Source organism: Actinoplanes sp. NPDC048967, assembly GCF_040649415.1.
Taxonomy (GTDB): Bacteria; Actinomycetota; Actinomycetes; order Mycobacteriales; family Micromonosporaceae; genus Actinoplanes.
On sequence record NZ_JBEZFL010000001.1, the window covers coordinates 962,132 to 981,036 of the forward strand.

The 18,905-nt window shown below is 74.2% G+C and carries 17 protein-coding genes and 1 riboswitch; of the genes, 8 read left to right on the plus strand and 9 right to left on the minus strand.

The genetic code is table 11. From position 1 onward, the window contains the following. Nucleotides 1–130: 130 nt before the first annotated feature. The 6 genes from AB0C12_RS04555 to AB0C12_RS04580 form a co-directional block, all read right to left on the minus strand. A complete protein-coding gene (locus tag AB0C12_RS04555) occupies nt 131–2,338 on the minus strand; it encodes a VWA domain-containing protein (protein ID WP_360544085.1) in 2,208 nt (735 codons plus the stop codon). 30 nt (nt 2,339–2,368) lie between these two features. Continuing rightward, nucleotides 2,369–2,497: riboswitch (cobalamin riboswitch) on the minus strand. A gap of 128 nt (nt 2,498–2,625) precedes the next feature. Next, nucleotides 2,626–4,197 carry a gluconokinase gene (locus AB0C12_RS04560; RefSeq protein WP_360544087.1) on the minus strand — a complete coding sequence of 524 codons (1,572 nt, stop codon included), beginning with the start codon at nt 4,195–4,197 and terminating at the stop codon, nt 2,626–2,628. Nucleotides 4,198–4,295: 98 nt separating this feature from the next. Beyond that, nucleotides 4,296–5,561, minus strand: coding sequence for a hypothetical protein (locus AB0C12_RS04565; protein WP_360544089.1), 1,266 nt, complete (start codon nt 5,559–5,561; stop codon nt 4,296–4,298). Next, nucleotides 5,558–6,055: a SigE family RNA polymerase sigma factor gene (locus AB0C12_RS04570; protein WP_360544091.1), complete on the minus strand. Its 498-nt coding sequence runs from the start codon at nt 6,053–6,055 to the stop codon at nt 5,558–5,560. The genes AB0C12_RS04565 and AB0C12_RS04570 overlap by 4 nt, the downstream gene beginning before the upstream one ends. A gap of 60 nt (nt 6,056–6,115) precedes the next feature. Beyond that, nucleotides 6,116–6,640, minus strand: coding sequence for an SRPBCC family protein (locus AB0C12_RS04575; RefSeq protein WP_360544093.1), 525 nt, complete (start codon nt 6,638–6,640; stop codon nt 6,116–6,118). Next, nucleotides 6,637–6,942, minus strand: a complete 306-nt coding sequence (locus AB0C12_RS04580) for a metalloregulator ArsR/SmtB family transcription factor (protein WP_360544095.1) — start codon at nt 6,940–6,942, stop codon at nt 6,637–6,639. The genes AB0C12_RS04575 and AB0C12_RS04580 overlap by 4 nt, the downstream gene beginning before the upstream one ends. A gap of 59 nt (nt 6,943–7,001) precedes the next feature. On the opposite strand from AB0C12_RS04580, the gene AB0C12_RS04585 reads away from it, so the two are divergent. Then, entirely contained in the window at nt 7,002–8,252 is a 1,251-nt protein-coding gene (locus AB0C12_RS04585; RefSeq protein ID WP_360544097.1) for a glycosyltransferase, read from the plus strand. 32 nt (nt 8,253–8,284) lie between these two features. Here the strand turns inward: AB0C12_RS04585 and AB0C12_RS04590 are convergent, their stop codons facing one another. Further along, the gene (locus tag AB0C12_RS04590; RefSeq protein ID WP_360544099.1) at nt 8,285–9,568 is read right to left on the minus strand and encodes a citrate synthase; all 1,284 of its coding nucleotides are present in this window, start codon (nt 9,566–9,568) and stop codon (nt 8,285–8,287) included. A gap of 205 nt (nt 9,569–9,773) precedes the next feature. On the opposite strand from AB0C12_RS04590, the gene AB0C12_RS04595 reads away from it, so the two are divergent. From AB0C12_RS04595 to AB0C12_RS04625, 7 genes are all read left to right on the plus strand, one after another. Further along, nucleotides 9,774–10,607 (plus strand): universal stress protein, encoded by an 834-nt coding sequence (locus AB0C12_RS04595; RefSeq protein ID WP_360544101.1) that lies wholly within the window; start codon nt 9,774–9,776, stop codon nt 10,605–10,607. A gap of 21 nt (nt 10,608–10,628) precedes the next feature. After that, nucleotides 10,629–12,902, plus strand: a complete 2,274-nt coding sequence (locus AB0C12_RS04600) for an EAL domain-containing protein (protein ID WP_360544103.1) — start codon at nt 10,629–10,631, stop codon at nt 12,900–12,902. A gap of 152 nt (nt 12,903–13,054) precedes the next feature. Beyond that, a complete protein-coding gene (locus tag AB0C12_RS04605; RefSeq protein WP_360544105.1) occupies nt 13,055–13,207 on the plus strand; it encodes a hypothetical protein in 153 nt (50 codons plus the stop codon). A 42-nt stretch (nt 13,208–13,249) separates the two neighbouring features. After that, complete coding sequence (locus AB0C12_RS04610) at nt 13,250–14,035, plus strand: exodeoxyribonuclease III (RefSeq protein ID WP_360544107.1); 786 nt, start codon at nt 13,250–13,252, stop codon at nt 14,033–14,035. Between the two features lie 89 nt (nt 14,036–14,124). Continuing rightward, complete coding sequence (locus AB0C12_RS04615) at nt 14,125–15,813, plus strand: SpoIIE family protein phosphatase (protein ID WP_360544109.1); 1,689 nt, start codon at nt 14,125–14,127, stop codon at nt 15,811–15,813. After that, entirely contained in the window at nt 15,813–16,856 is a 1,044-nt protein-coding gene (locus AB0C12_RS04620; protein WP_360544111.1) for a cobalamin-dependent protein, read from the plus strand. The genes AB0C12_RS04615 and AB0C12_RS04620 overlap by 1 nt, the downstream gene beginning before the upstream one ends. Nucleotides 16,857–17,027: 171 nt before the next feature. Beyond that, a complete protein-coding gene (locus AB0C12_RS04625) occupies nt 17,028–17,273 on the plus strand; it encodes a hypothetical protein (RefSeq protein WP_360544113.1) in 246 nt (81 codons plus the stop codon). Between the two features lie 46 nt (nt 17,274–17,319). On the opposite strand, the gene AB0C12_RS04630 is transcribed toward AB0C12_RS04625, so the two are convergent. After that, nucleotides 17,320–18,282, minus strand: a complete 963-nt coding sequence (locus AB0C12_RS04630) for a zinc-binding dehydrogenase (protein ID WP_360544115.1) — start codon at nt 18,280–18,282, stop codon at nt 17,320–17,322. A gap of 45 nt (nt 18,283–18,327) precedes the next feature. Continuing rightward, nucleotides 18,328–18,870, minus strand: coding sequence for a GrpB family protein (locus tag AB0C12_RS04635; protein ID WP_360544117.1), 543 nt, complete (start codon nt 18,868–18,870; stop codon nt 18,328–18,330). Between the last annotated feature and the right edge of the window lie 35 nt (nt 18,871–18,905).

The window sequence follows — 18,905 nt, forward strand, 5'->3', positions numbered from 1 at the left end:
ACCGACGGGACGCCCGCAAAGACCGACGGGACGCCCGCAAAGACCGACGGGACGCCCACGGAAACCGACGGGACGCCCGCAGAAACCAACGGGACGCCCGCAGAAACCGGGGCAGCTGCGGGAGGGAGCATCACGCGGCCCTCCCCAGCGGGGTCGAGGTCGGGTCGGCGGCCAGCGCATCGAGCGGCATGATGTCGGCGCCGAGGGCGGCGGCCAGCCGCCGGGCCAGACCCAGCCGGATCGGCCCGGCCTCGCAGTCGACGACCACCGCCGCCACGCCGGCCAACGCCGGCGCGACCAGCACGGGATCCGGCCCGCTGGTCGCGCGCCCGTCGGTGACGATGATCAGCAGCGGCCGCCGGCGCGGGTCGCGGCGGCGCTCGGTGGCGATGGTCGCGGCCGCGGCGCGCAGGCCGGCGGCCAGCGGGGTACGCCCACCGGTACGCAACCCGGCGAGCCGCAGCACCCCGACCTCGTGGCTCGACGTGGGCGGCAGCACCTGATCCGCGGCCGACCCCCGGAAGGTGATCATGCCGATCCGGTCCCGCCGTTGGTACGCGTCCCGCAGCAGTGACAGCACCGCGGTCTTGACGACGGTCATCCTCTTCCTCGCGGCCATCGACCCGGACGCGTCCACGACGAACAGCACCAGGTTGGCCTCACGCCCGACGTGCACGGCCTCCCTCAGGTCACGCGGCTGCACCAACCCGATCCGCCGCTCGGCCGCGGCCCGCCTGCCCGCCGGATGAGCGGAGCCGGCGGGACTGGGAACAAGCGTGTGGTCAAGTGCCCGGCCGTCCTGCGCACCCGGCGCGGTGAGCCGAGGGCCTGGTAGCGGCACGGCGGCGGCACCGCGGTGGATGGCAGCCCGCAAAGTAGCCGGCAGATGCGGCGCTCCGGCGAGCTTGCCGCGCGGGATCCGCGAGCCGACCACCCGCCCACGCCGCGCGAACGCCGGCGACCGCCGCCCGGCATGCCCGCCCTCTCCACGAGCAGAGATCCGCAACGTCCGCGGCCGGTAGGCGGCACCCGACTGGGCCGCCGCACCCCCGCTCACCTTGCGCTGCTCATCGGCCGGCGCCTCAGCGCCGGCATCCCCCGGAGCCTGCTCAACCGGGCCGGAAGGCTCGGCAGTCCGCCGAGGCCCACCGGAACCCTCCGGGCCACCGGAGCCGGGTCCGCCGGAGCTGGGAGCGCCGGAGTCCGGCGCGCCGGCGCCGGAACCGCCGGAATCCGGACCACCAGAATCAGGCCCGCCAGAATCGGGGCCACCGGCATCCGGCCCGTCAGGACCGTCACCGGGCGGCGGATCCTCGTCCGGGTCATCCTGAGCAGCCTGGTCCAGCGCCTCTTCCAGCCGTTCCTCATCAGTGCCCGGCGGATCGAGCGGGTCCTTGCGACGGCGATGCGGCAACGCGAGCCGCGCCGCGTCCCGAATGTCCTCAGCCGTCACCCGATCGCGACCGTGCCACGCCGCCAAAGCCACCGCACACCGCGCCACGACGATGTCCGCACGCATCCCGTCGACACCGTAGGCCAGGCACACCCGGGCGATCCGGTCCAGCTCGGCGTCCGGCAGCCGCACGAACGGCACCCGCTCCCGAGCCGTCAGGATCCGCTCGGCCAGGGCTTTCTCGTCGGCCGCGAACCGGGCCGCGAACGCCTCCGGGCCGGCCTCGTACGCCAGCCGGCGCCGGACCACCTCGGCCCGCAGCTTCGCCTCGCGCGGGGCGGCAACCGTCACGACCAGGCCGAACCGGTCGACCAGCTGCGGGCGCGGTTCGCCCTCCTCGGGGTTCATCGTGCCGACCAGCAGGAACCGGGCCGCGTGCTTGACCGACACCCCGTCGCGCTCGACGTGGGCGCGGCCCATCGCCGCCGCGTCGAGCAGCAGATCCACCAGGTGGTCCGGCAGCAGGTTGACCTCGTCGACATAGAGGGCGCCGCGGTGGGCCGCAGCGAGCAGACCCGGCTCGTACGCCTTGACGCCGTCGGCGAGCGCACGCTGGATGTCCAGGGTGCCGACGACCCGGTCCTCGGTGGCCCCGACGGGCAGCTCGACCAGCGTGGCGGGGCGGTGGCCGTGCGGCGCGCCGGGCTCGTGCGGCCCGTCGGGGCAGCCGGGGTCGGGCGCCGCGGGATCACAGGCGAAGCGGCAGCCGCGGACCACGTCGACCTCGGGCAGCAGGGTGGCGAGGGCACGGACGACCGTCGACTTGGCCGTGCCCTTCTCGCCGCGGACCAGGACCCCGCCGACGGCCGGGGACACAGCGGTCAGCAGCAGCGCGAGCCGCAGGTCGTCGAGGCCGACGACGGCAGAGAACGGGTACGGCGTCACGCCCGGTCCTTTCCGCGGGTCCGCGCCCGCGTGTGGAAGGTACGAGCGGCCGGAGTCTCCTGACTTCCGGGGACGAACCCCGGTCACAGTGGCGGGACCGTCCCGGTCTCCCACCGGGTTCCTCCACTGCCGCTCGCGAGCCACTCTTTCTCACGGCCCGGCACGCCGTCAACGCGGGGCCGCGTGGGCATCCTCACCCCGGTCCGGGCCGCCACCGGGCCGAACGGCGAGCGGCGACAAGGCCGCGGCCGGCCGAGCACGGCGAGAACGGCCGGGGCGCGAGCCGCTCAGCCGACGCCCGGCAGGGCCTTCTCCGTGTCGGGCAGCGGCTCGGGAGCCAGCTTGTCCAGCTCCTTGAGCACATCGGTGACCGCCAGAGCCGACTGCTCCACCAGCGGCCGCATCCGCCGGTACAGGTCGGCGTTCTTCGGGTCCGGCCGTTCGTGCTCGGTGATCGCCACCAGCGCCGCCGCCTCGTCCAGGTCGGGCAGCTCGCCCAGCGCGTGCCGGGCCAGCAGGCAGGCGCCCAGCGCCGTCCCCTCCGGCGTGTCGGCGATCGCCACCGGCAGGTCCAGCGCCGCGGCCAGGATGCCGACCCACAGCTCCGAGGCGACCGCCCCGCCGGTGGCCCGGACCTCGGTCATCGCGATGCCCTCGTCGGCGAACGTGTCGCGGACCAGCGCCAGCTGCTGGCACACCCCCTCGACCGCGGCCCGGACCAGGTGGGCCCGGCCGTGCTCGCGGCGCAGGCCGATGTACGCCCCGCGCATCCCCCCGCGCCACCACGGCGCCCGCTCGCCCAGCAGGTACGGCAGGCAGAGCAGCCCCTCGCTGCCCGGCGCCACCCCGGCCGCCTCGGTCAGCAGGGCCGCGTCGCGGACGTCGGCGTCCTCGCCCTCGGCGGTCGGCCGGTCGAAGCCGCCCGCGAAGGTCTGGCCGGCCCAGCGGACCACGGATCCGGCGTTGTTGATCGCGCCGCCGACCACCCAGCGGTCCTCGGTCAGCGCGTAGCAGAACAGCCGGCCCGCCTTGTCCGCGGTCGGGCCGTGCACGACGGTGCGCAGGGCGCCGCTGGTGCCCAGGGACACGGCCGCCACGCCGACCGGCGTCGCGCCCACGCCCAGGTTGGCCAGCGGTCCGTCGGCGGCCCCGATGATCAGGGGCAGCTCCGGCGGGAGCCCGGCGGCGACCGCCACCTCCCGCTTGAGCCGCAGCTGCCGGGTCGTCGGCACGACCTCGGCCAGCCGGCTCTCCGGGATCCCGGCCAGCTCCAGGGCCTCGGGGTCCCAGCGCCGCTGGTGGATGTCGTACATGCCGGTGCCGGAGGCGACCGACAGGTCCAGCAGGAAGCCCTCGTCCGCGAGGCCGGCCAGGACGATCTCCTTGACGCCGCCCCAGCGCGGGGTGTCCCGGAGGACGGCCGGGTCGGTGGCGCCCCACCAGGCGAGTTTGGTCAGCGGGGACATCGGGTGCACCGGCGTACCGGTGCGGGCCTGGAGGTCCTTCGCCCGGCCGGACGCCACGATCCGCTCGCTCTGCCCGGCGGCCCGGTTGTCCGCCCAGGTGATCAGCGGACCGCGGGCCGTGCCGTCGGCGTTCATCGGGACCAGCGCGTGCAGGAAGGCGCTGAGGCTCACGGCGATGACCCGGTCACCGCGCTCCTGGGACTCCTTGGCCACGGTGGTCAGAGCTTCGATCGCGGCGTCGCGCAGCTTCGCGGGGTCGAGTTCGGCCTGGCCCGGGCCGGGCACCGACAGCGGGTAGTGCACGCTGGCCATCGCGCGCACCTCACCCGTCGGCCCGGCGGCGATGGCCTTGGTCGCGGTGGTCCCGGTGTCGACACCGATGACGACGTCCATGCAGCCTCCCTGATCGCCGACAGACATGCCCGATCACCACGCACCTCAAGCCCGCGGCAGAGCCGAGCGGCGGCGAGACCGGACATCTGTCCCCGACCTTAGGCGAGTCGCACCCGGACTGCCTGTCCGCGCGCGGTGGTCACCTCGACCTCGTCGGCCGCGGCGGGCAGCAGCGCCGCGTCGCCGCTGATCGGTAGCCACGTGCGCCCGGCCACGCGGTAACGCAATCGGCCCGGGGCGGCGACCACGACGCCCTGGCCGTCGGGCAGCCGCACCTGCACCGGCAGGGGCGCCGCGGGGTCCGGGAAGCCGCGCAGCACCGGCTCCGGGGTGCCCAGCGACAGGAACAGGCGTACGCGGTCGTCGGTGCTGGTCAGGGTCTGCACGACGAACCGGCGGCCGTCGGCGGTGGTGCCCCGCAGGATCCAGGTGCCGGCGGGCGGCGGCGTGATCCGGTAGCCGTACGGGTCGTCGTAGCCGTCGCGCCCGGACAGGTCCCACTTGTCGTCCGCCTCGAACGCGGGCCCGGCCAGCAACCGTGCCCGGCGTGCGGTGCCGGCCGGTGGCGCCCCGCGACCGGTGTCCGCCACCAGCTGGGAGAGGTTGGCCAGGCCGACCGAGCGGTCGCCCCGGGAATCGGGCCGGCCCGCGCGCAGCGCCACCCGGACCAGGGTCTGCGACTGCGGGGTGGCCCCGAAGGCCACGCCGTCGTGCAGCCGGAAGTCGAACGGCGTGAAAGTACGGCTGATCCTGCCCTGCTCGGTGTAGGCGAGGGCCGGCGAGTACCCGATGCCGCGGCCGTCGTCGAGGACCATCAGCACGTTGTGGTCCGGGCCGAGCAGGACTGCCGCGGAGTTGGTGGCGCCGGTGAGCATCTCCTCCAGCGACATGACTCGCAGCCCGTCCCGGGTCTGCTCGACGAAGCCGGTCAGACCGTAGCTGATCTGGCCGATCGGGGACGAGACCCGCTGCGGCGTCCGCTGAGCGACGACCGCGATCCCGGCGTAGAGCGGGGCCAGGCCGGCCCACGCGACGTGCGGCTCACCGCGTACCGGCAGGCCGCCGAGGTGGTGCCGCCAGGCGGTGCGGACGTCGTCGAGGAAGGCGGTGTCGCGCTTGAGGTCGCCCCGGGTCGGGTGGTCGAGCAGCGGCGAGGCGACCGGCGTTCCGCCGCCGTCGCCGCCGGAGATCAGGGCGCCGGCGGTGCCGCCGGCGGCGATCGTGGCCAGGCCCGCGGCGAGCACGGTACGGCGTCGCACCACCCGGCGCCGGCCACCGGCCCGGACCCGGTCCAGCAGGTCGGGCGGGGTCCGCAGGTCACCGGTGGCCTGCTCCAGCGCGGTACGGATGTCGGTGTCGGTCATGCCCGTCCCCGTTCGGTGGTCGTGGTGACGGGGTCGAGGGCGGCCCGCAGCCGGGTCAGGCCCCGGGACACGCTGCTCTTGACGTTGCCCTCGGAGCAGTCCAGCGCCCGCGCGACCTCGGCGACCGGCAGGTCCTCCAGGTAGCGCAGCACCACCGCCGCCCGTTGCCGCGGCGGCAGCGCCCGTAGCGCCTCCACGACGGTGTCGCGGACCACGACGTGCTCGCTGTGATCCGGCGCGGCGACGTCGTGGCTGCCCAGGGGTGCCTCCGGGCGGCGGCCCCGGCGGCGCCAGCGGTTGGCGGCCCGGTTGACCAGGGCCCGGCGGGCGTACGCCTCCGGCATGCTGTGGATCCGGCGCCACTTCACGTACATCTGCTCGAGCACCTCCTGCACCAGGTCCTCGGCACTGTGCCGGTCCCCGGTGAGCAGGTACGCGATCCGCAGCAGGCCGGTGCTGCGGCTGCGTACGAAGTCGTCGAACCCGTCGCGCATGGCCTGCCTCTCCCCGTCCGTCACCCTGCCTGACACCGGCGGGCGGGGAAAGGTTGCCGGTCAGCCCGGCAGTTTCCGGGCGTACGCGGCGCGCAGGTCCTCCCAGCCGTGAGCGGCGGCGTCCCGGCCGCGGATGACACCGACCGGGTCACCGGCCAGCAGCCGCGCCAGGACGGCGACGCACAGGTGCCAGCCGGCGGCGTACATCGGTGCCTCGTCGCGCTCGGCGAACGTGTGCCGCAGGGTGAGTGTCGTGCCGCCGTCGGCCGGGGTCAGCTCCCAGCGCAGCAGATCCTCGCCCCACGTGTATTCGAGCAGGGTGGGTGCCTCCGCGCGCAGCACGGTGGCGGGCAGGTCCGTCCGATCGGGACCGTCGACCATCGTCAGGGTGGTCTCGCCGGGGTGCGACAGGTCGCGGGCGGCGGCGAACGGCGCCCACTGGTCGAGGCGCCCGGGGTCGGTGAGGGCGGCCCACACCTTCTCCGGCGGGTGCGGCAGGGACCGCACGAAGATCAGGGTCCAGGATCCGCCGTCGGCGACGACGGTCGCGTCGGCGAGCGGGCCGGGGTCGAAGTCGGCCGTCATGAGTCCTCCAGGTGGCGTTCCAGGGCGTCCAGGTGCCGGGTCCACAACCGGCGGTACGGCGCCAGCCAGGCGTCGAGCGCACGGAACGGTCCGGGCTCGAGGGAGTAGATGCGTTGCTGGGCGGCGGTGCGACTGGCGACGAACCCGGCCTCGCGCAGCACTTTCAGGTGTTTGGACACGGCCGGCTGGCTCATCGCGAGCTTCTCGACCAGCTGGCCGACGCTGCTGTCGGCCAGTCGCAACTCGTCGAGGATCCGGCGGCGGGTCGGCTCGGCGAGTACGGAGATGGCGTCCACGGGCACAGCGCCGACTATTCCATCGCGGTTATATAACCGTCAAGGCATGCAGCTATCCTCGGAGGATGCGGGTGCTGATCGTGACGTCCGGCTCGACCGGTGATGTGGCCCCGTACACGGGACTCGGCGCCCGGCTGCGCGACGCCGGCCACGAGGTCACGCTGGCCTCCCACGAGCCGTTCCGGGAGCTCGTCGACCTGCCCTTCGTGGCTCTGCCCGGCGATCTGCGGCAGATCCTGCCGCGGGCGCGCGGCCAGGACGGCACCGGCTCGGGCACGGGGCCACGGGCCCTGCTGCGGCTGCTGCACATCGCCCGGCCGCTGGTCGCCGAGCTGGGCGACGGCATCGTGCGGGCGGTCGAGCAGACCGGCGCCGAAGCGGTGCTGCTCTCCACGGTCGTCGCGCCATTGGGCTATCAGGTGGCCGAAGCCGCCGGCATCCCCTGGGCCGGGGTCTTCCTGCAGCCGGTCTTCCCGACCGGTGACTTCGGGCCGGTCCTGGTCGGCGGCCGTTCCCTGGGCCGGACGGGCAACCGGCTCACCGGCCGCTTCCTGGAGTCCGCGGCGCACCCGCTCTACGCCGGGCCGGTCCGCGATCTGCGCCGGCGCCTCGGCCTGCCCCGCCGGAGCATGGCCGCGCTGCAACGGGCCCAGCAGCACCGGTGGCCGACCTTCCACGGCTTCAGCCCGAGCGTGGTGCCCCGGCCCGCGGACTGGCCGGACTCGCAGGAAGTGGTCGGCTACTGGTGGCCTGAACGCCCGCGAGGCTGGAGCCCCCCGGCCGCGGTCGAGCGGTTCCTCGCGGCCGGGCCGCCGCCGGTGTTCGTGGGCTTCGGCAGCATGGCCCCGGGTCACGGGGAGCGGCTCGCCGTGCCCGTGCTGGCCGCGGTGCGCGCCGCCGGGGTGCGGGCGGTCGTGCAGGCGGGCTGGTCGGGACTGCGCGTCGAGGACGGACCGGACGTGCTGAGTGTCGGTGCGCTGCCGCACGACTGGCTCTTCCCGCGGATGGCCGCCGTGGTGCACCACTGCGGGGCGGGGACGACCGCGGCCGGGTTACGCGCGGGAGTGCCGGCGGTGGGCGTACCGGTGCTGGCCGATCAGCCGTTCTGGGCCCGGCGGCTGCACGAGCTGGGAGTGGCGCCGCCGCCCGTACCGCTGCCCGCGCTGACGGCGGACCGCCTGGCCCGGGCTCTGCGGTCGGTCACGACCGAGCCGCGCTATGCGGCCCGGGCCGCGGCCGTCGCGGCCCGGCTGGCGGACGAGGACGGCACGACGCGGATCGCCCGATGGCTGGAGAAGCCGCAGCCGCCCTCCTGACCAGGAGGGCGGCTGGGACACGAAACGACCGGTCAGCGCTCGGTGATCGGGATGAACTGCCGCTCGGTCTCGCCGATGTAGAGCTGGCGCGGGCGACCGATCTTGGTGGCCGGGTCGGCGTTCTGCTCGGCCCACTGGGCGATCCAGCCGGGCAGCCGGCCGAGGGCGAACAGCACCGTGAACATCTTGGTCGGGAAGCCCATGGCCTTGTAGATCAGGCCGGTGTAGAAGTCGACGTTCGGGTACAGCTTGCGGGAGACGAAGTAGTCGTCCGCGAGGGCGATCTCCTCGAGCTTGAGCGCGATGTCGAGCAGCGGGTCGGGCTTGTCCATCGTGGAGATGACGTCCTGGACGGCCTTCTTGACGATGGCGGCGCGCGGGTCGTAGTTCTTGTAGACCCGGTGCCCGAAGCCCATGAGCTTCACGCCCTTCTCCTTGGCCTTGACGCGGCGCACGAAGGCGTCCACGTCGCCGCCGTCGGCGCGGATGCCCTCGAGCATCTCCAGCACCGCGGAGTTGGCCCCGCCGTGCAGCGGGCCGGAGAGCGCGTTGATGCCCGACGACACCGACGCGAACAGGTTGGCCTGCGCCGAGCCCACCAGCCGCACGGTCGACGTGGAGCAGTTCTGCTCGTGGTCGGCGTGCAGCACGAAGAGCATGTCGAGCACCTTGGCGATCGTCGGGTCCACCTCGTAGTTCACGGTGGGCAGCCCGAACGTCATGCGCAGGAAGTTCTCGACGTAGTCCAGGGAGTTGTCCGGGTACGGCAGCGGGTGGCCGATGGACTTCTTGTACGCGTACGCCGCGATCGTCGGAAGCTTCGCCATCAGCCGGATCCCGGAGATCTCGACCTGCTCCGGATCGGTCGGGTCGAGCGCGTCCTGGTAGAACGTCGACAGCGCGGTGACGGCCGAGGAGAGCACGGCCATCGGGTGCGCGTCGCGCGGGAAACCGGAGAAGAAGGCGCGCATCTCCTCCTGCAGCAGCGTGTGCACGCGGATCTTGTCGCCGAACTCGGCCAGCTGGGCCGGCGTCGGCAGCGCGTCGTGGATCAGCAGGTACGACACCTCGAGGAACGAGGCCTTGCCCGCGAGCTGCTCGATCGGGAAGCCCCGATAGCGCAGGATGCCGGCGTCACCGTCGATGTAGGTGATCGCCGACGCGCAGGAGGCCGTGTTGACGAAGCCCTGGTCCAGGGTGACGTATCCGGTCTCCTTCAGCAGCGCGCTGACGTCGATGCCGCCTGGACCCTCGACCGCCGGGCGGACCGGCATGGACAACTGGCCACCGGGGTGGTCGAGCTTGACATCCGTCATGTATTTCCCTCACTTCACCGGCAGATGTCGCCAATAACCTGCCGTTCACCGTAAACCCTCAACCTGAACGGGTCATCAGACGGTCGACCGCTGAGGGATTGATCACGACCGCCTTCCCAGGAACACCATAGATAATGGTCTGTGGACCGCGTCGTCGCGGTGCGGAGGTGGTGAACCGATGCGGATACCGGGCCCTGCTCCAGTCGTGGTGGGCGTCAACGGCACTTCCTCGGGGCTGGCCGCCGCGCGGCTGGGTGCGCGGGAGGCCGTGGCCCGGGGCCGACCGCTGCGGATCGTGCACGTGTTCTCGTGGCCCGGCCCGCGCTCCTTCGATGATGCACCCGACTGGGCCACGGCGCGGCACGAGGCCGGGCGGATCGTGGCCGAGGCGGTCGCCACCGCCACCCGTACGGCGCCCGGCGTGCCCGTCGAGGGCCTGCTCGCCGACGGCCGGCCGGTCCGTGAGCTGCTGCGGCAGAGCCGCACCGCGGATCTGATCGTGCTCGGCGACGACGACCTCGCCCTCAGCCCGCGCCTGCCGGCCGACTCCGTGCTCGTGCAGACCGTCGCCCGGGCCCGCTGCCCGGTCGTGGTGTCCCGGGGCAACCGCCCGCCGGCCGGCCCGCTGCTGACCGCCGTCGACGGCTCGCCCAGCTCGCTGCTGGCCCTGCGCCTGGCCGCGGCGGAGGCTCGCCGCCGGCACGCCCCGGTGGACGTCACGCACGTGGTGAGCCACGAGGGCGAGCGGGAGGCCGGCCGGCGCCTGCTGGAGGCCGCCGTGGCCGGCGTCGAGGGCCTCGAGGACGCCCGGCGCCGGATCCTGGTCGGCGAAGCTGCGCCGATTCTCATCCGCGCGTCGCGCCGAGCCCGGATGATGATCGTGGGTCCGCGGGGCATCAGCGACGGCTCGCTGCTGGGCGCGGTGGCTCAGCAGTTGCTGCGCAGGTGTGCCTGTCCGACAGTGTTTGTCCACGGAACCCCTGCCGGGGACAGGTCGCCGGCGGGTACGGTGCCATCGGCGGGAGCGCTGATGAGCTGACTGGCCAGGGGGCGATGACGGGTGCTGACCGCAGCTCCGTCGACACGGGGTCGGCGATGGTGGAAGCTCTTCGGCATCGCCGGCGTGCTCGCCACGGCCCTGTACACCCTCAATCTGGCCGAACCGGTGAGCGTGGCCTGTTTCGCCGCGATCGGCGCCGGCACGGTCTGGGCGTGCTTCTCCGCCCCGCGCCGCCTCGGCGCCGAGCCCCGCGCGGCCTGGTTGTTCATGGCCGCCGCGGCCCTGTTGTTCCTGGTCGGCGTGGTGGTCCGGCCGCTGGTGGTCGGCCGGCCGCTGATCGCGGACGCGTTCACCGTGCCGGGCTACGTCCTGATCGGCACGTTCTTCACCATGCTGCTGCGCTCGCGGGGCGGCATCGCCCGGCACTCGGTCCTCGACGGGCTCATGGTGTGCCTGGCCGGCGGGCTGGCCGGCGCGCTGCTGCTCGCGGCGCCGGCCGCGGCGATCGCCGACCGGCCGGCGATCGAGTCGGTGCTGGCCGGGCTCTACCCGCTGTTCGACGTGGTGCTGCTGGCCCTGGGCATCAACCTGACGTTCACGGCGCGCACCTGGCCGGTGAGCCTGACGGCGCTGCTGGGCGGGATGGCGCTGATGGTCGCGGGCGACGTGGCGTACGGGATCATCGGGGTGGAGGGCAAGACCTACACGTCCCCGCTGCTGGACGTGCCGTTCCTGCTGGCGTACGTGCTGCTCGGGGTGAGCGCGCTGCACCCGTCGGTGGTGGGGCTGGGCCGCGCCACCCGGCACCCGGTGCAGGCCTGGTCGTGGCGCCGGATGACCCTGCTGGTGCCGGCGGTGTCCACCCCGTTCGTGCTGCTGGTGCTGGTCGGCGGCGACTCGCCGGAATACCGCGCGCTGATCGGCGCCTGCGGCCTGGCCATCGTCGCGTTGCTGCTGCTGCGGGCCGTCTCCGCGGTGCAGGCGCAGGTCGCGGCGCAGCTGCACTCCGAGCACCAGGCGATGCACGACCCGCTGACCGGCCTGCCCAACCGCCGGATGATCTCGCACGAGATCGAACGGCTGCTGGGCACGGTGCCCCCGCCGGACACCCGGCGGATCTGGGTGTGCCTGCTCGACCTGGACGGCTTCAAGTGGGTCAACGACTCCTGGGGCCACGACACGGGTGACCAGCTGGTCATCGAGGTGGCGGCCCGGCTGCGCGCGGCGATCCCGGCCGGCACGATGCTCGCCCGGGTCGGCGGGGACGAGTTCCTGGTCGCCTACCTCGGCGACGAGCAGGGCGCGCTGCGGCTGGTCGACGTCATCCAGGGCTGCTTCGCCGGCTCGCTGCGGGTCCGCGACACCGAGGTGGTGATCAGCGCGTCGATCGGCATCGCGCACGCGCCGGGCGACGACACCCCCGAGGTGACCGCCCAGGCCCTGCTGCGCGACGCCGACACCGCGATGTACCGCTCGAAGGCCGAGGGCCCCGGCCGGGCCACGATCTTCGACACCTCCATGCACGACCGGGTCCGTGAGCGCATCGAGCTGGAGGGCGCGCTGCGCACGGCCCTGGTGGAGGGCCAGCTCAGCGTCGTCTACCAGCCGATCGTGCGGCTGGAGACCGGCCGCCCGATCGGCGCCGAGGCCCTGGTGCGGTGGAACCACCCGCAGCGCGGGCCGATCCCGCCGATGACCTTCATCCCGGTCGCCGAGGACGCCGGCCTGATCGGCACGCTCGGCACCTGGGTCCGCAACGAGGCGCTCAGCCAGCTGGCCACCTGGCGGGCGGACGGCACGGTCGGACCCGACTTCTACCTGTCCATCAACGTCTCGCCGCGCCAGCTCAGCAACGCCGAGCTGCCTCTGATCGTGGCCGGTGAGCTGCTCCAGCACGGGGTGCCGGCCGCGGCCGTGGCGCTGGAGATGACCGAGTCGGTGATGGCCGACGGCGGCAGCGTCACCGCCCGGGTGCTGTACGAGCTGCGCGAGCTCGGCCTCAAGCTGCTCGTCGACGACTTCGGCACCGGCTTCTCGGCGCTGGGCTACCTGCGCCGGTTCCCGGTCACCGGGGTCAAGATCGATCGATCGTTCGTGTCCGGGCTCGGCGAGAGCGGCGAGGACGAGGAGATCGTCCGGGCCGTGGTGGCGATGAGCCGGGCGCTGGGCCTGAGCATCGTGGCCGAGGGGGTGGAGACCCGGATCCAGCGCGACGCGCTCGCCGCGGTCGGCGTCACCCAGGGCCAGGGCTGGCTGTGGGGCCCGGGGGTGGGGGCCGGCGACTTCGCCACCCACTGGGGCGCCCGCCGGTACGCCCCCGCTCCTCCCGGGTGAACCCGCGGCACAGCGGGTACCGTCTTCCCCATGAGGTGACAAACGTCTCCTCAGCCCCTGGCGTCCCGCCGACAGGTCCGGCATTATTCGCTCGCCCGGATCCTTGCCTTCGGCGGCACCGGGCCGATGACATGGGGACCGGAGGAGGCGACATGATGACGAGTTTGATCGGATCCGAGGGGTCCGTGCTCTGGCTGGTGGCCGTGCTGCTCTTGCTGGCCTCGGGCCTGACCGCCGCCCTGCTCCTGGCCGTCCGGAGCAGCTCCGCGCCGATGCGCGCCGAGCACCGCACCCCGGAGCACTGACCCGGCGACATCGACTGCGTCGGCCGCTGGCAGGCTGGGTGGATGCGCTTCGCCACGTGGAACGTGAACTCGGTCAAGGCCCGGCTGCCCCGGCTGCTGGAGTGGCTCGAGCAGGCCCGGCCCGACGTGCTCTGCCTCCAGGAGACCAAGGTCGCCGCCGACGGTTTCCCCGAGCAGGAGGTCGCCGCGCTGGGCTACGAGACCGCCGCGTACGGCCAGGGCCGCTGGAACGGCGTCGCCCTGCTCTCCCGGGTCGGCCTGGCCGACGTGCGGCACGGCTTCGACGGCGAGCCCGGCTTCCCCGAGCCGGAGGCCCGCGCGATCAGCGCCACCTGTGCCGGCATCCGCTTCACCTCGGTGTACGTGCCCAACGGGCGCACCCCGGACGATCCGCACTACGCGTACAAGCTGGCGTGGTTCGCCGCGCTGCGGGACGCGCTCGCGGCGACGTCCGGGCCGGCCGTGGTGGCCGGGGACTTCAACGTCGCCCCGGGCGACGACGACGTCTGGGACATCAAGGTCTTCGCCGGCTCCACCCACGTCACCCCGCCCGAGCGCGAGGCTCTGGCCGCGCTGCGGGCGCTGGGTCTCACCGACGTCGTGCCGCGGCCGATGAAGGGCGACCGCCCGTTCACCTACTGGGACTACCGGGCCGGTATGTTCCACCAGAACAAGGGCATGCGGATCGACCTGGTCTATGCGACCGCCGACGTGGCGGCCCGGGTCACCGACGCGGTGATCGACCGGGAGGCCCGCAAGGGCAAGGGCCCTTCCGACCATGCTCCGGTGCTGATCGACCTGGACGGGGACGCCGCCGGCGACGCGTAGTCGCCCGTCCGAGCGGAGCCGGATCCCGCCCCACCGCGTAGGCTGGGCGGGATCGCAACCATCCGGCGGGGACAGGAGGGGCAACGGACATGGACACCCGGGTACCGGCAGCTCCGGTCCTCGCACCCGCGCCCGCCCTGCTGCGCGCGGCGCTGGACGCCGCCGGCGAGGCGGTGCTGCTGTGCACCGCCGTCGATCACACGATCGTGCTGGTCAACGCCGCGGCCCAGGCCATGCTGCCCGACGTGCGGCCGGGGGTCACGGCCGCGCACAGCCCCCTGGCCGGGCTCGCCCGCGCGATCGCCGAGGGCACCAGCACGTTCACCGACGACCACCAGGGCCGGCACCTGCTCGGCCACCGCCGCCCGCTCGGCGACGAGCACTACGGGTGGTATCTGCAGGACATCACCGAGGAGATCGCCCGCGCCCAGGAGTTCCAGGCCGAGCGGGACCGCACGCTGTTCCTGGCCGAGGCGAGCCGCCGGTTGTCCGCCTCGCTGCACCAGCGGCGCTGTCTGCGTACCACCGTCGAGCTGGCGGCGGCCCACCTGGCCGACGCCGCGGTCGTGGTGTTGCCGGCCCGCCGCCGGCAGAACGAGTGGATGCGGCTGATCAACGGCGAGTCCGTGGCGGAGGGCATGCTCCGCGAGAGCGTGCTCGGCGAGGTCCCCGGCCTGGAAGAGGCACTGGGCGGCTTCCCGCCGATCCCGAGCCGCTGGCTGGACGCCTCGCAGGTCCCGGCGTGGCTGCTGCCCGAGAGCTTCGGCCCGGTCGGCGCCCTGCTGGTGACCCCGCTGCCGGGCAACGCGGAGCCGGCCGGTGCGCTGATCCTGGCCCGGCGCGGCCCCGACGCGGTGTTCTCGGCCGAGGACGAGATGCTGGCCCGGATCTTCGCCGCCCGGGCGGGCGGTGCGATCTCCGCCGCCGCGCTCTACCGCGACCAGGTCGACACCACCGCCATCCTGCAGGCCGACCTGCTGCCGCCGGAGCTGCCGCAGCCCGAGGGCGTCGAGCTGATCGGCTCCTACCAGGCGGCGAAGGACGCGCTGCGGATCGGCGGCGACTTCTACGACGTCTTCGGTCCGGTCGAGGACAGCCCCGAGACGGTGGTCGCGCTGGGCGACGTCTGCGGCAAGGGTCCCGAGGCGGCCGTGCTGACCGGCAAGGTGCGCCAGACGCTGCGCGCGCTGCGGCTGGTCGACGCCGACCCGGCCGCGATGCTGACGGTGCTGAACCGCGCGCTGCTGGGCTCCGGCCGCCAGCACCGCTTCGTCACCCTGGTCGTCGCCGCGATCAGCCGGGCCGAGCACGGCCGGGTGCGCATGTGCCTGGCCACCGGCGGGCATCCCGCGCCGCTGGTGCTGCGCGCCGACGGCACGGTCGAGCCGGTTCCCGTCTCCGGCACGCTGATCGGGGTCGTCCCGCACATCACCGTGGGCCCGGCCGTGGTCGAGCTGGCCCCGGGAGAGCTCTGCCTGATGTACAGCGACGGTCTCACCGAGGCCCGCGGCGGCCCGAGCGGCACGGAGCAGTACGGCGAGAGCAGACTCCACGACGCCCTCGCGAGCTGCGCCGGCATGCCCGGCGCGGCCACCGTGGAACGCGTCCGCCAGCTCGTCTCCGACTGGGTGCACGGCGGGGTCCGCGACGACATCGCGATGCTGGCCGTGCGAGCGCCGGCGCGCACCAAGCTGAGCCTGATGGACACCGGCGCCGCCCCCGTGTCGCCGTTCGCGATCGATGCCCGGCGGGGTGACCGCCGGGGCCGGAGCCGCTGATGACCGTCTCCACCACCACTCCCCCGCGTTCCCTGGACGACCCCGGTGTGGGTGAGCAGTATCTGCGGCTGGTGGGCGACGGTGACGAGTACGGCGCCGTCGAGATCGTCACCGCGCTGCTCGACAACGGCGTTGCCCCGGCCCGCGTGATGCTGGACCTGATCGCCCGCACCCAGAGCCGGGTCGGCGCCCTGTGGGCGGCCAACGAGTGGTCGATCGCCCGCGAGCACGCGGCCACCGCGATCAGCGAGCGGGCCCTGGCCGCCGTCTCGGCCCGCAGCGCGGTGCGCCCGACCCGCGGCCGGATCACGGTCGCCTGCGTCGACGGCGAATGGCACGCCCTGCCGGTCCGCATCCTCGGCGAGATGCTGCGGCTGGACGGCTGGCGGGTCGACTTCCTCGGCGCCAACGTACCGGGCCCGCACCTGGTCACCCACCTGCACCAGACCGGCCCGGACGCGGTGGCGCTGAGCTGCATGCTGGCGACCCGGCTGCCGCGGGCCCACGCGGCGATCACGGCCTGCCGCTCGGTCGGTGTCCCGGTGATCGCCGGCGGTCCCGGCTTCGGTCCCGAGGGCCGCTGGGCGCAGCGCCTGGGTGCGGACGCGTGGGCGGCCGACGCCGAGAGCGCGGTGCGGCGGCTGGCGCACGAGTGGCCGCCGCCGATCGACGACCCGTACCAGACGGCGTTCCTCGGCGACGACGAATACACCCACCTGGCGCGGCACCGCGGTGAGCTGGTGCAGACCGCGATGACCCGGCTGACGGCGGCGTACCCGCCGATCGGCGCGTACAGCCGGCGGCAGTACGACTCGACGCTCGACGACCTCGGCCACGTGGTCGACTTCCTGGCAGCGGCGCTGTACGTGGCCGACGAGCAGGTCTTCACCGACTTCGTGACGTGGACCGCGGCGGTGCTGGAGGCCCGCGAGGTGCCGCCGGTGGCCCTGCAGATCGGGCTGACGCTGATGCGCGACCAGCTCCGCGACTATCCGGCGGCGATCAGGATCATCGACGCGGGTGTGGCCACGCTGCGCCGGTAAATCGGTGGACCGCCGCCCGGCCCGGCGCTAGCGTACGGGCATGATCTCCTGACGCTGACCGCGTGGATCCCGGCCCTGACGACTCGGGCCCGCCGTGCCTTCTCCGGCGCGTGCCACTGTGCCACTTCACCACTCGCACCGTTTCGCCTCGTCCATCGAGGAGGTAACTCCATGCCTGACCAACCCTTTTCCGTACACGTCGATCCTGACGACCTGGCCCGCCGGCACCTGACGGCGGCGGTGTCCCTGCCGGACACCGTCACCGGCCCGGCGGACCAGCCGACCGCCACCGGCGGCACCGCAGCGCGGCACGGCCTGCGCGACGCCCGGGTGGCGGCCCGCCTGCGCTCCGACCGCGACCACGCGGGACGGGCCACCGGCGGATCGGCCCGCAGCTACGCGTTCCGCCGCAGCTGACCGGCCCGCGACGGGCCGGGACCCTGCGGTCCCGGCCCGCCGCCTCCTATCGACGGGTCAGCAGCGTCTTGCCGATCGTGGTCCGCGCCTCGATGGCGGCGTGCGCGTCGGCGGCCCGTTCCAGCGGGAACGTCTGCCCGATCAGCGGCCTCAGCCGCCCGGCCGCCGCCGCGTCGAGCGCGGCGGCGGCGTAGTGGCGGAACTGCTCCGGCCCGAACTGCACGCTCTCGATGCCGGTCAGCGTGACACCCGCCGCGACCGGATCACCGTGCCCCACGAACGAACCCGCGGGCATGCCGTGCCCGGAGAAGCGGCCACCGGGCGACACGAGGCCCAGGGCGGCCCGCCCGTAGGCGCCGCCCGCGCCGTCGAGCACCACGTCCACGCCCCCGCCGGCGGCCCGCACCTGCCCGGTCCAGTCCGGAGCGGAGTAGTCCACGACCAGATCGGCGCCCAGCGGCCCGAGCCGCTCGAGTTTGCGCCCGCCCCGGGCCGCCGCGACGACCTGGGCACCGGCCGCGTGGGCCAGCTGGACCAGCAGCGCGCCCAGCCCGCCCGCGGCCGCGGTGACGAGCACCCGATCCCCCGGCTTGACGGCGACGAGGTCCATGAGTCCCAGCGCGGTGACCCCGTCGTGCAGCAGCGCGGCCGCGTCGGTGAGCGAGACCGCGTCCGGCACCGGGATCAGCCCCTCGGCCGGCTCGAGGGCACGCTCGGCGTATCCACCGTGCGGCCCGGTCCGCGTCATCACCCGGCGCCCGGCCCGGGCCGGGTCGACACCCTCGCCGACCAGCGCCACCGTGCCGGCGACCCCGCAACCGGGCCGGTACGGCGGCCGCACCGGGAAGTGGTCCCCACCCTGCCCCTGGCGAATCCGCGTCTCGACCCAGAGCACGTCCGCGGCGGCCACCTCGACGACGACCTCACCCGGACCGGGCCCAGGATCCGGCGCGTCCACCGCGACCAGCACCTCGGGCCCACCGAACCGGGCCACCTCGACCACCCGCACCCTGACCACCTCTGCTCGACAGCCGTCCGGGCCGAGGGTCCAACCTCAACGCGGCTTCAGGTCAAGGCGCCCGAGCAGCTCCGTGATGAAGGGCGCCTTACCGGCCCGGTACCGCGGCCGGTCCTGGTCGTCGGCCGCGGCCAGGGCGGCTTTGCGGCGGGCGTACTCGGCGGCGTCCGCCGGATGGGCGCGCAGGTGGTCACGGAACGCGAGCAGGTGCGGCCAGTCCGGCGCCCGGTCCTCGACGATGTGCAGGTGGTGGGTGCGCCACGCGATCGACGGCAAGCAGCAGGACCACTTCCGGCGTTCGGCGTCGCCGGGCTCGGGCGCGTGCACCCAGCCGATCCGGGCCAGCGCGTCGACCAGGCCGTGGCTGCGTCCGTGGTCCTCGATGCGGGCCAGCATGTCGATGATGGGCTTGGCGGCGAGCCCGGGAACGGCGGTGCTGCCGATGTGCTCGACCCGGCCCACGAGCCAGGGCCGCAGCGCCACCTCCACCCGGACCTGCTGATCGGCGAACGAGGCGGGCCACTTCTCGCGGTAGGGCACGACGACGATCGGGTCCCGACGCGGCTCAGGCTGCGGCATCGGTCCAGCGTAGAAGCGGCCGCACTGCATAGACT

What these genes read in the sequence shown, in the direction of transcription:
- AB0C12_RS04625 (WP_360544113.1), top strand. Translation starts at nt 17,028, where the DNA reads ATGCCTGACCAACCCTTTTCCGTACACGTCGATCCTGACGACCTGGCC.
- AB0C12_RS04570 (WP_360544091.1), bottom strand. Translation starts at nt 6,055, where the DNA reads ATGCGCGACGGGTTCGACGACTTCGTACGCAGCCGCAGCACCGGCCTG.
- AB0C12_RS04610 (WP_360544107.1), top strand. Translation starts at nt 13,250, where the DNA reads ATGCGCTTCGCCACGTGGAACGTGAACTCGGTCAAGGCCCGGCTGCCC.
- AB0C12_RS04560 (WP_360544087.1), bottom strand. Translation starts at nt 4,197, where the DNA reads ATGGACGTCGTCATCGGTGTCGACACCGGGACCACCGCGACCAAGGCC.
- AB0C12_RS04635 (WP_360544117.1), bottom strand. Translation starts at nt 18,870, where the DNA reads ATGCCGCAGCCTGAGCCGCGTCGGGACCCGATCGTCGTCGTGCCCTAC.
- AB0C12_RS04605 (WP_360544105.1), top strand. Translation starts at nt 13,055, where the DNA reads ATGATGACGAGTTTGATCGGATCCGAGGGGTCCGTGCTCTGGCTGGTG.
- AB0C12_RS04620 (WP_360544111.1), top strand. Translation starts at nt 15,813, where the DNA reads ATGACCGTCTCCACCACCACTCCCCCGCGTTCCCTGGACGACCCCGGT.
- AB0C12_RS04565 (WP_360544089.1), bottom strand. Translation starts at nt 5,561, where the DNA reads ATGACCGACACCGACATCCGTACCGCGCTGGAGCAGGCCACCGGTGAC.
- AB0C12_RS04615 (WP_360544109.1), top strand. Translation starts at nt 14,125, where the DNA reads ATGGACACCCGGGTACCGGCAGCTCCGGTCCTCGCACCCGCGCCCGCC.
- AB0C12_RS04575 (WP_360544093.1), bottom strand. Translation starts at nt 6,640, where the DNA reads ATGACGGCCGACTTCGACCCCGGCCCGCTCGCCGACGCGACCGTCGTC.
- AB0C12_RS04585 (WP_360544097.1), top strand. Translation starts at nt 7,002, where the DNA reads ATGCGGGTGCTGATCGTGACGTCCGGCTCGACCGGTGATGTGGCCCCG.
- AB0C12_RS04590 (WP_360544099.1), bottom strand. Translation starts at nt 9,568, where the DNA reads ATGACGGATGTCAAGCTCGACCACCCCGGTGGCCAGTTGTCCATGCCG.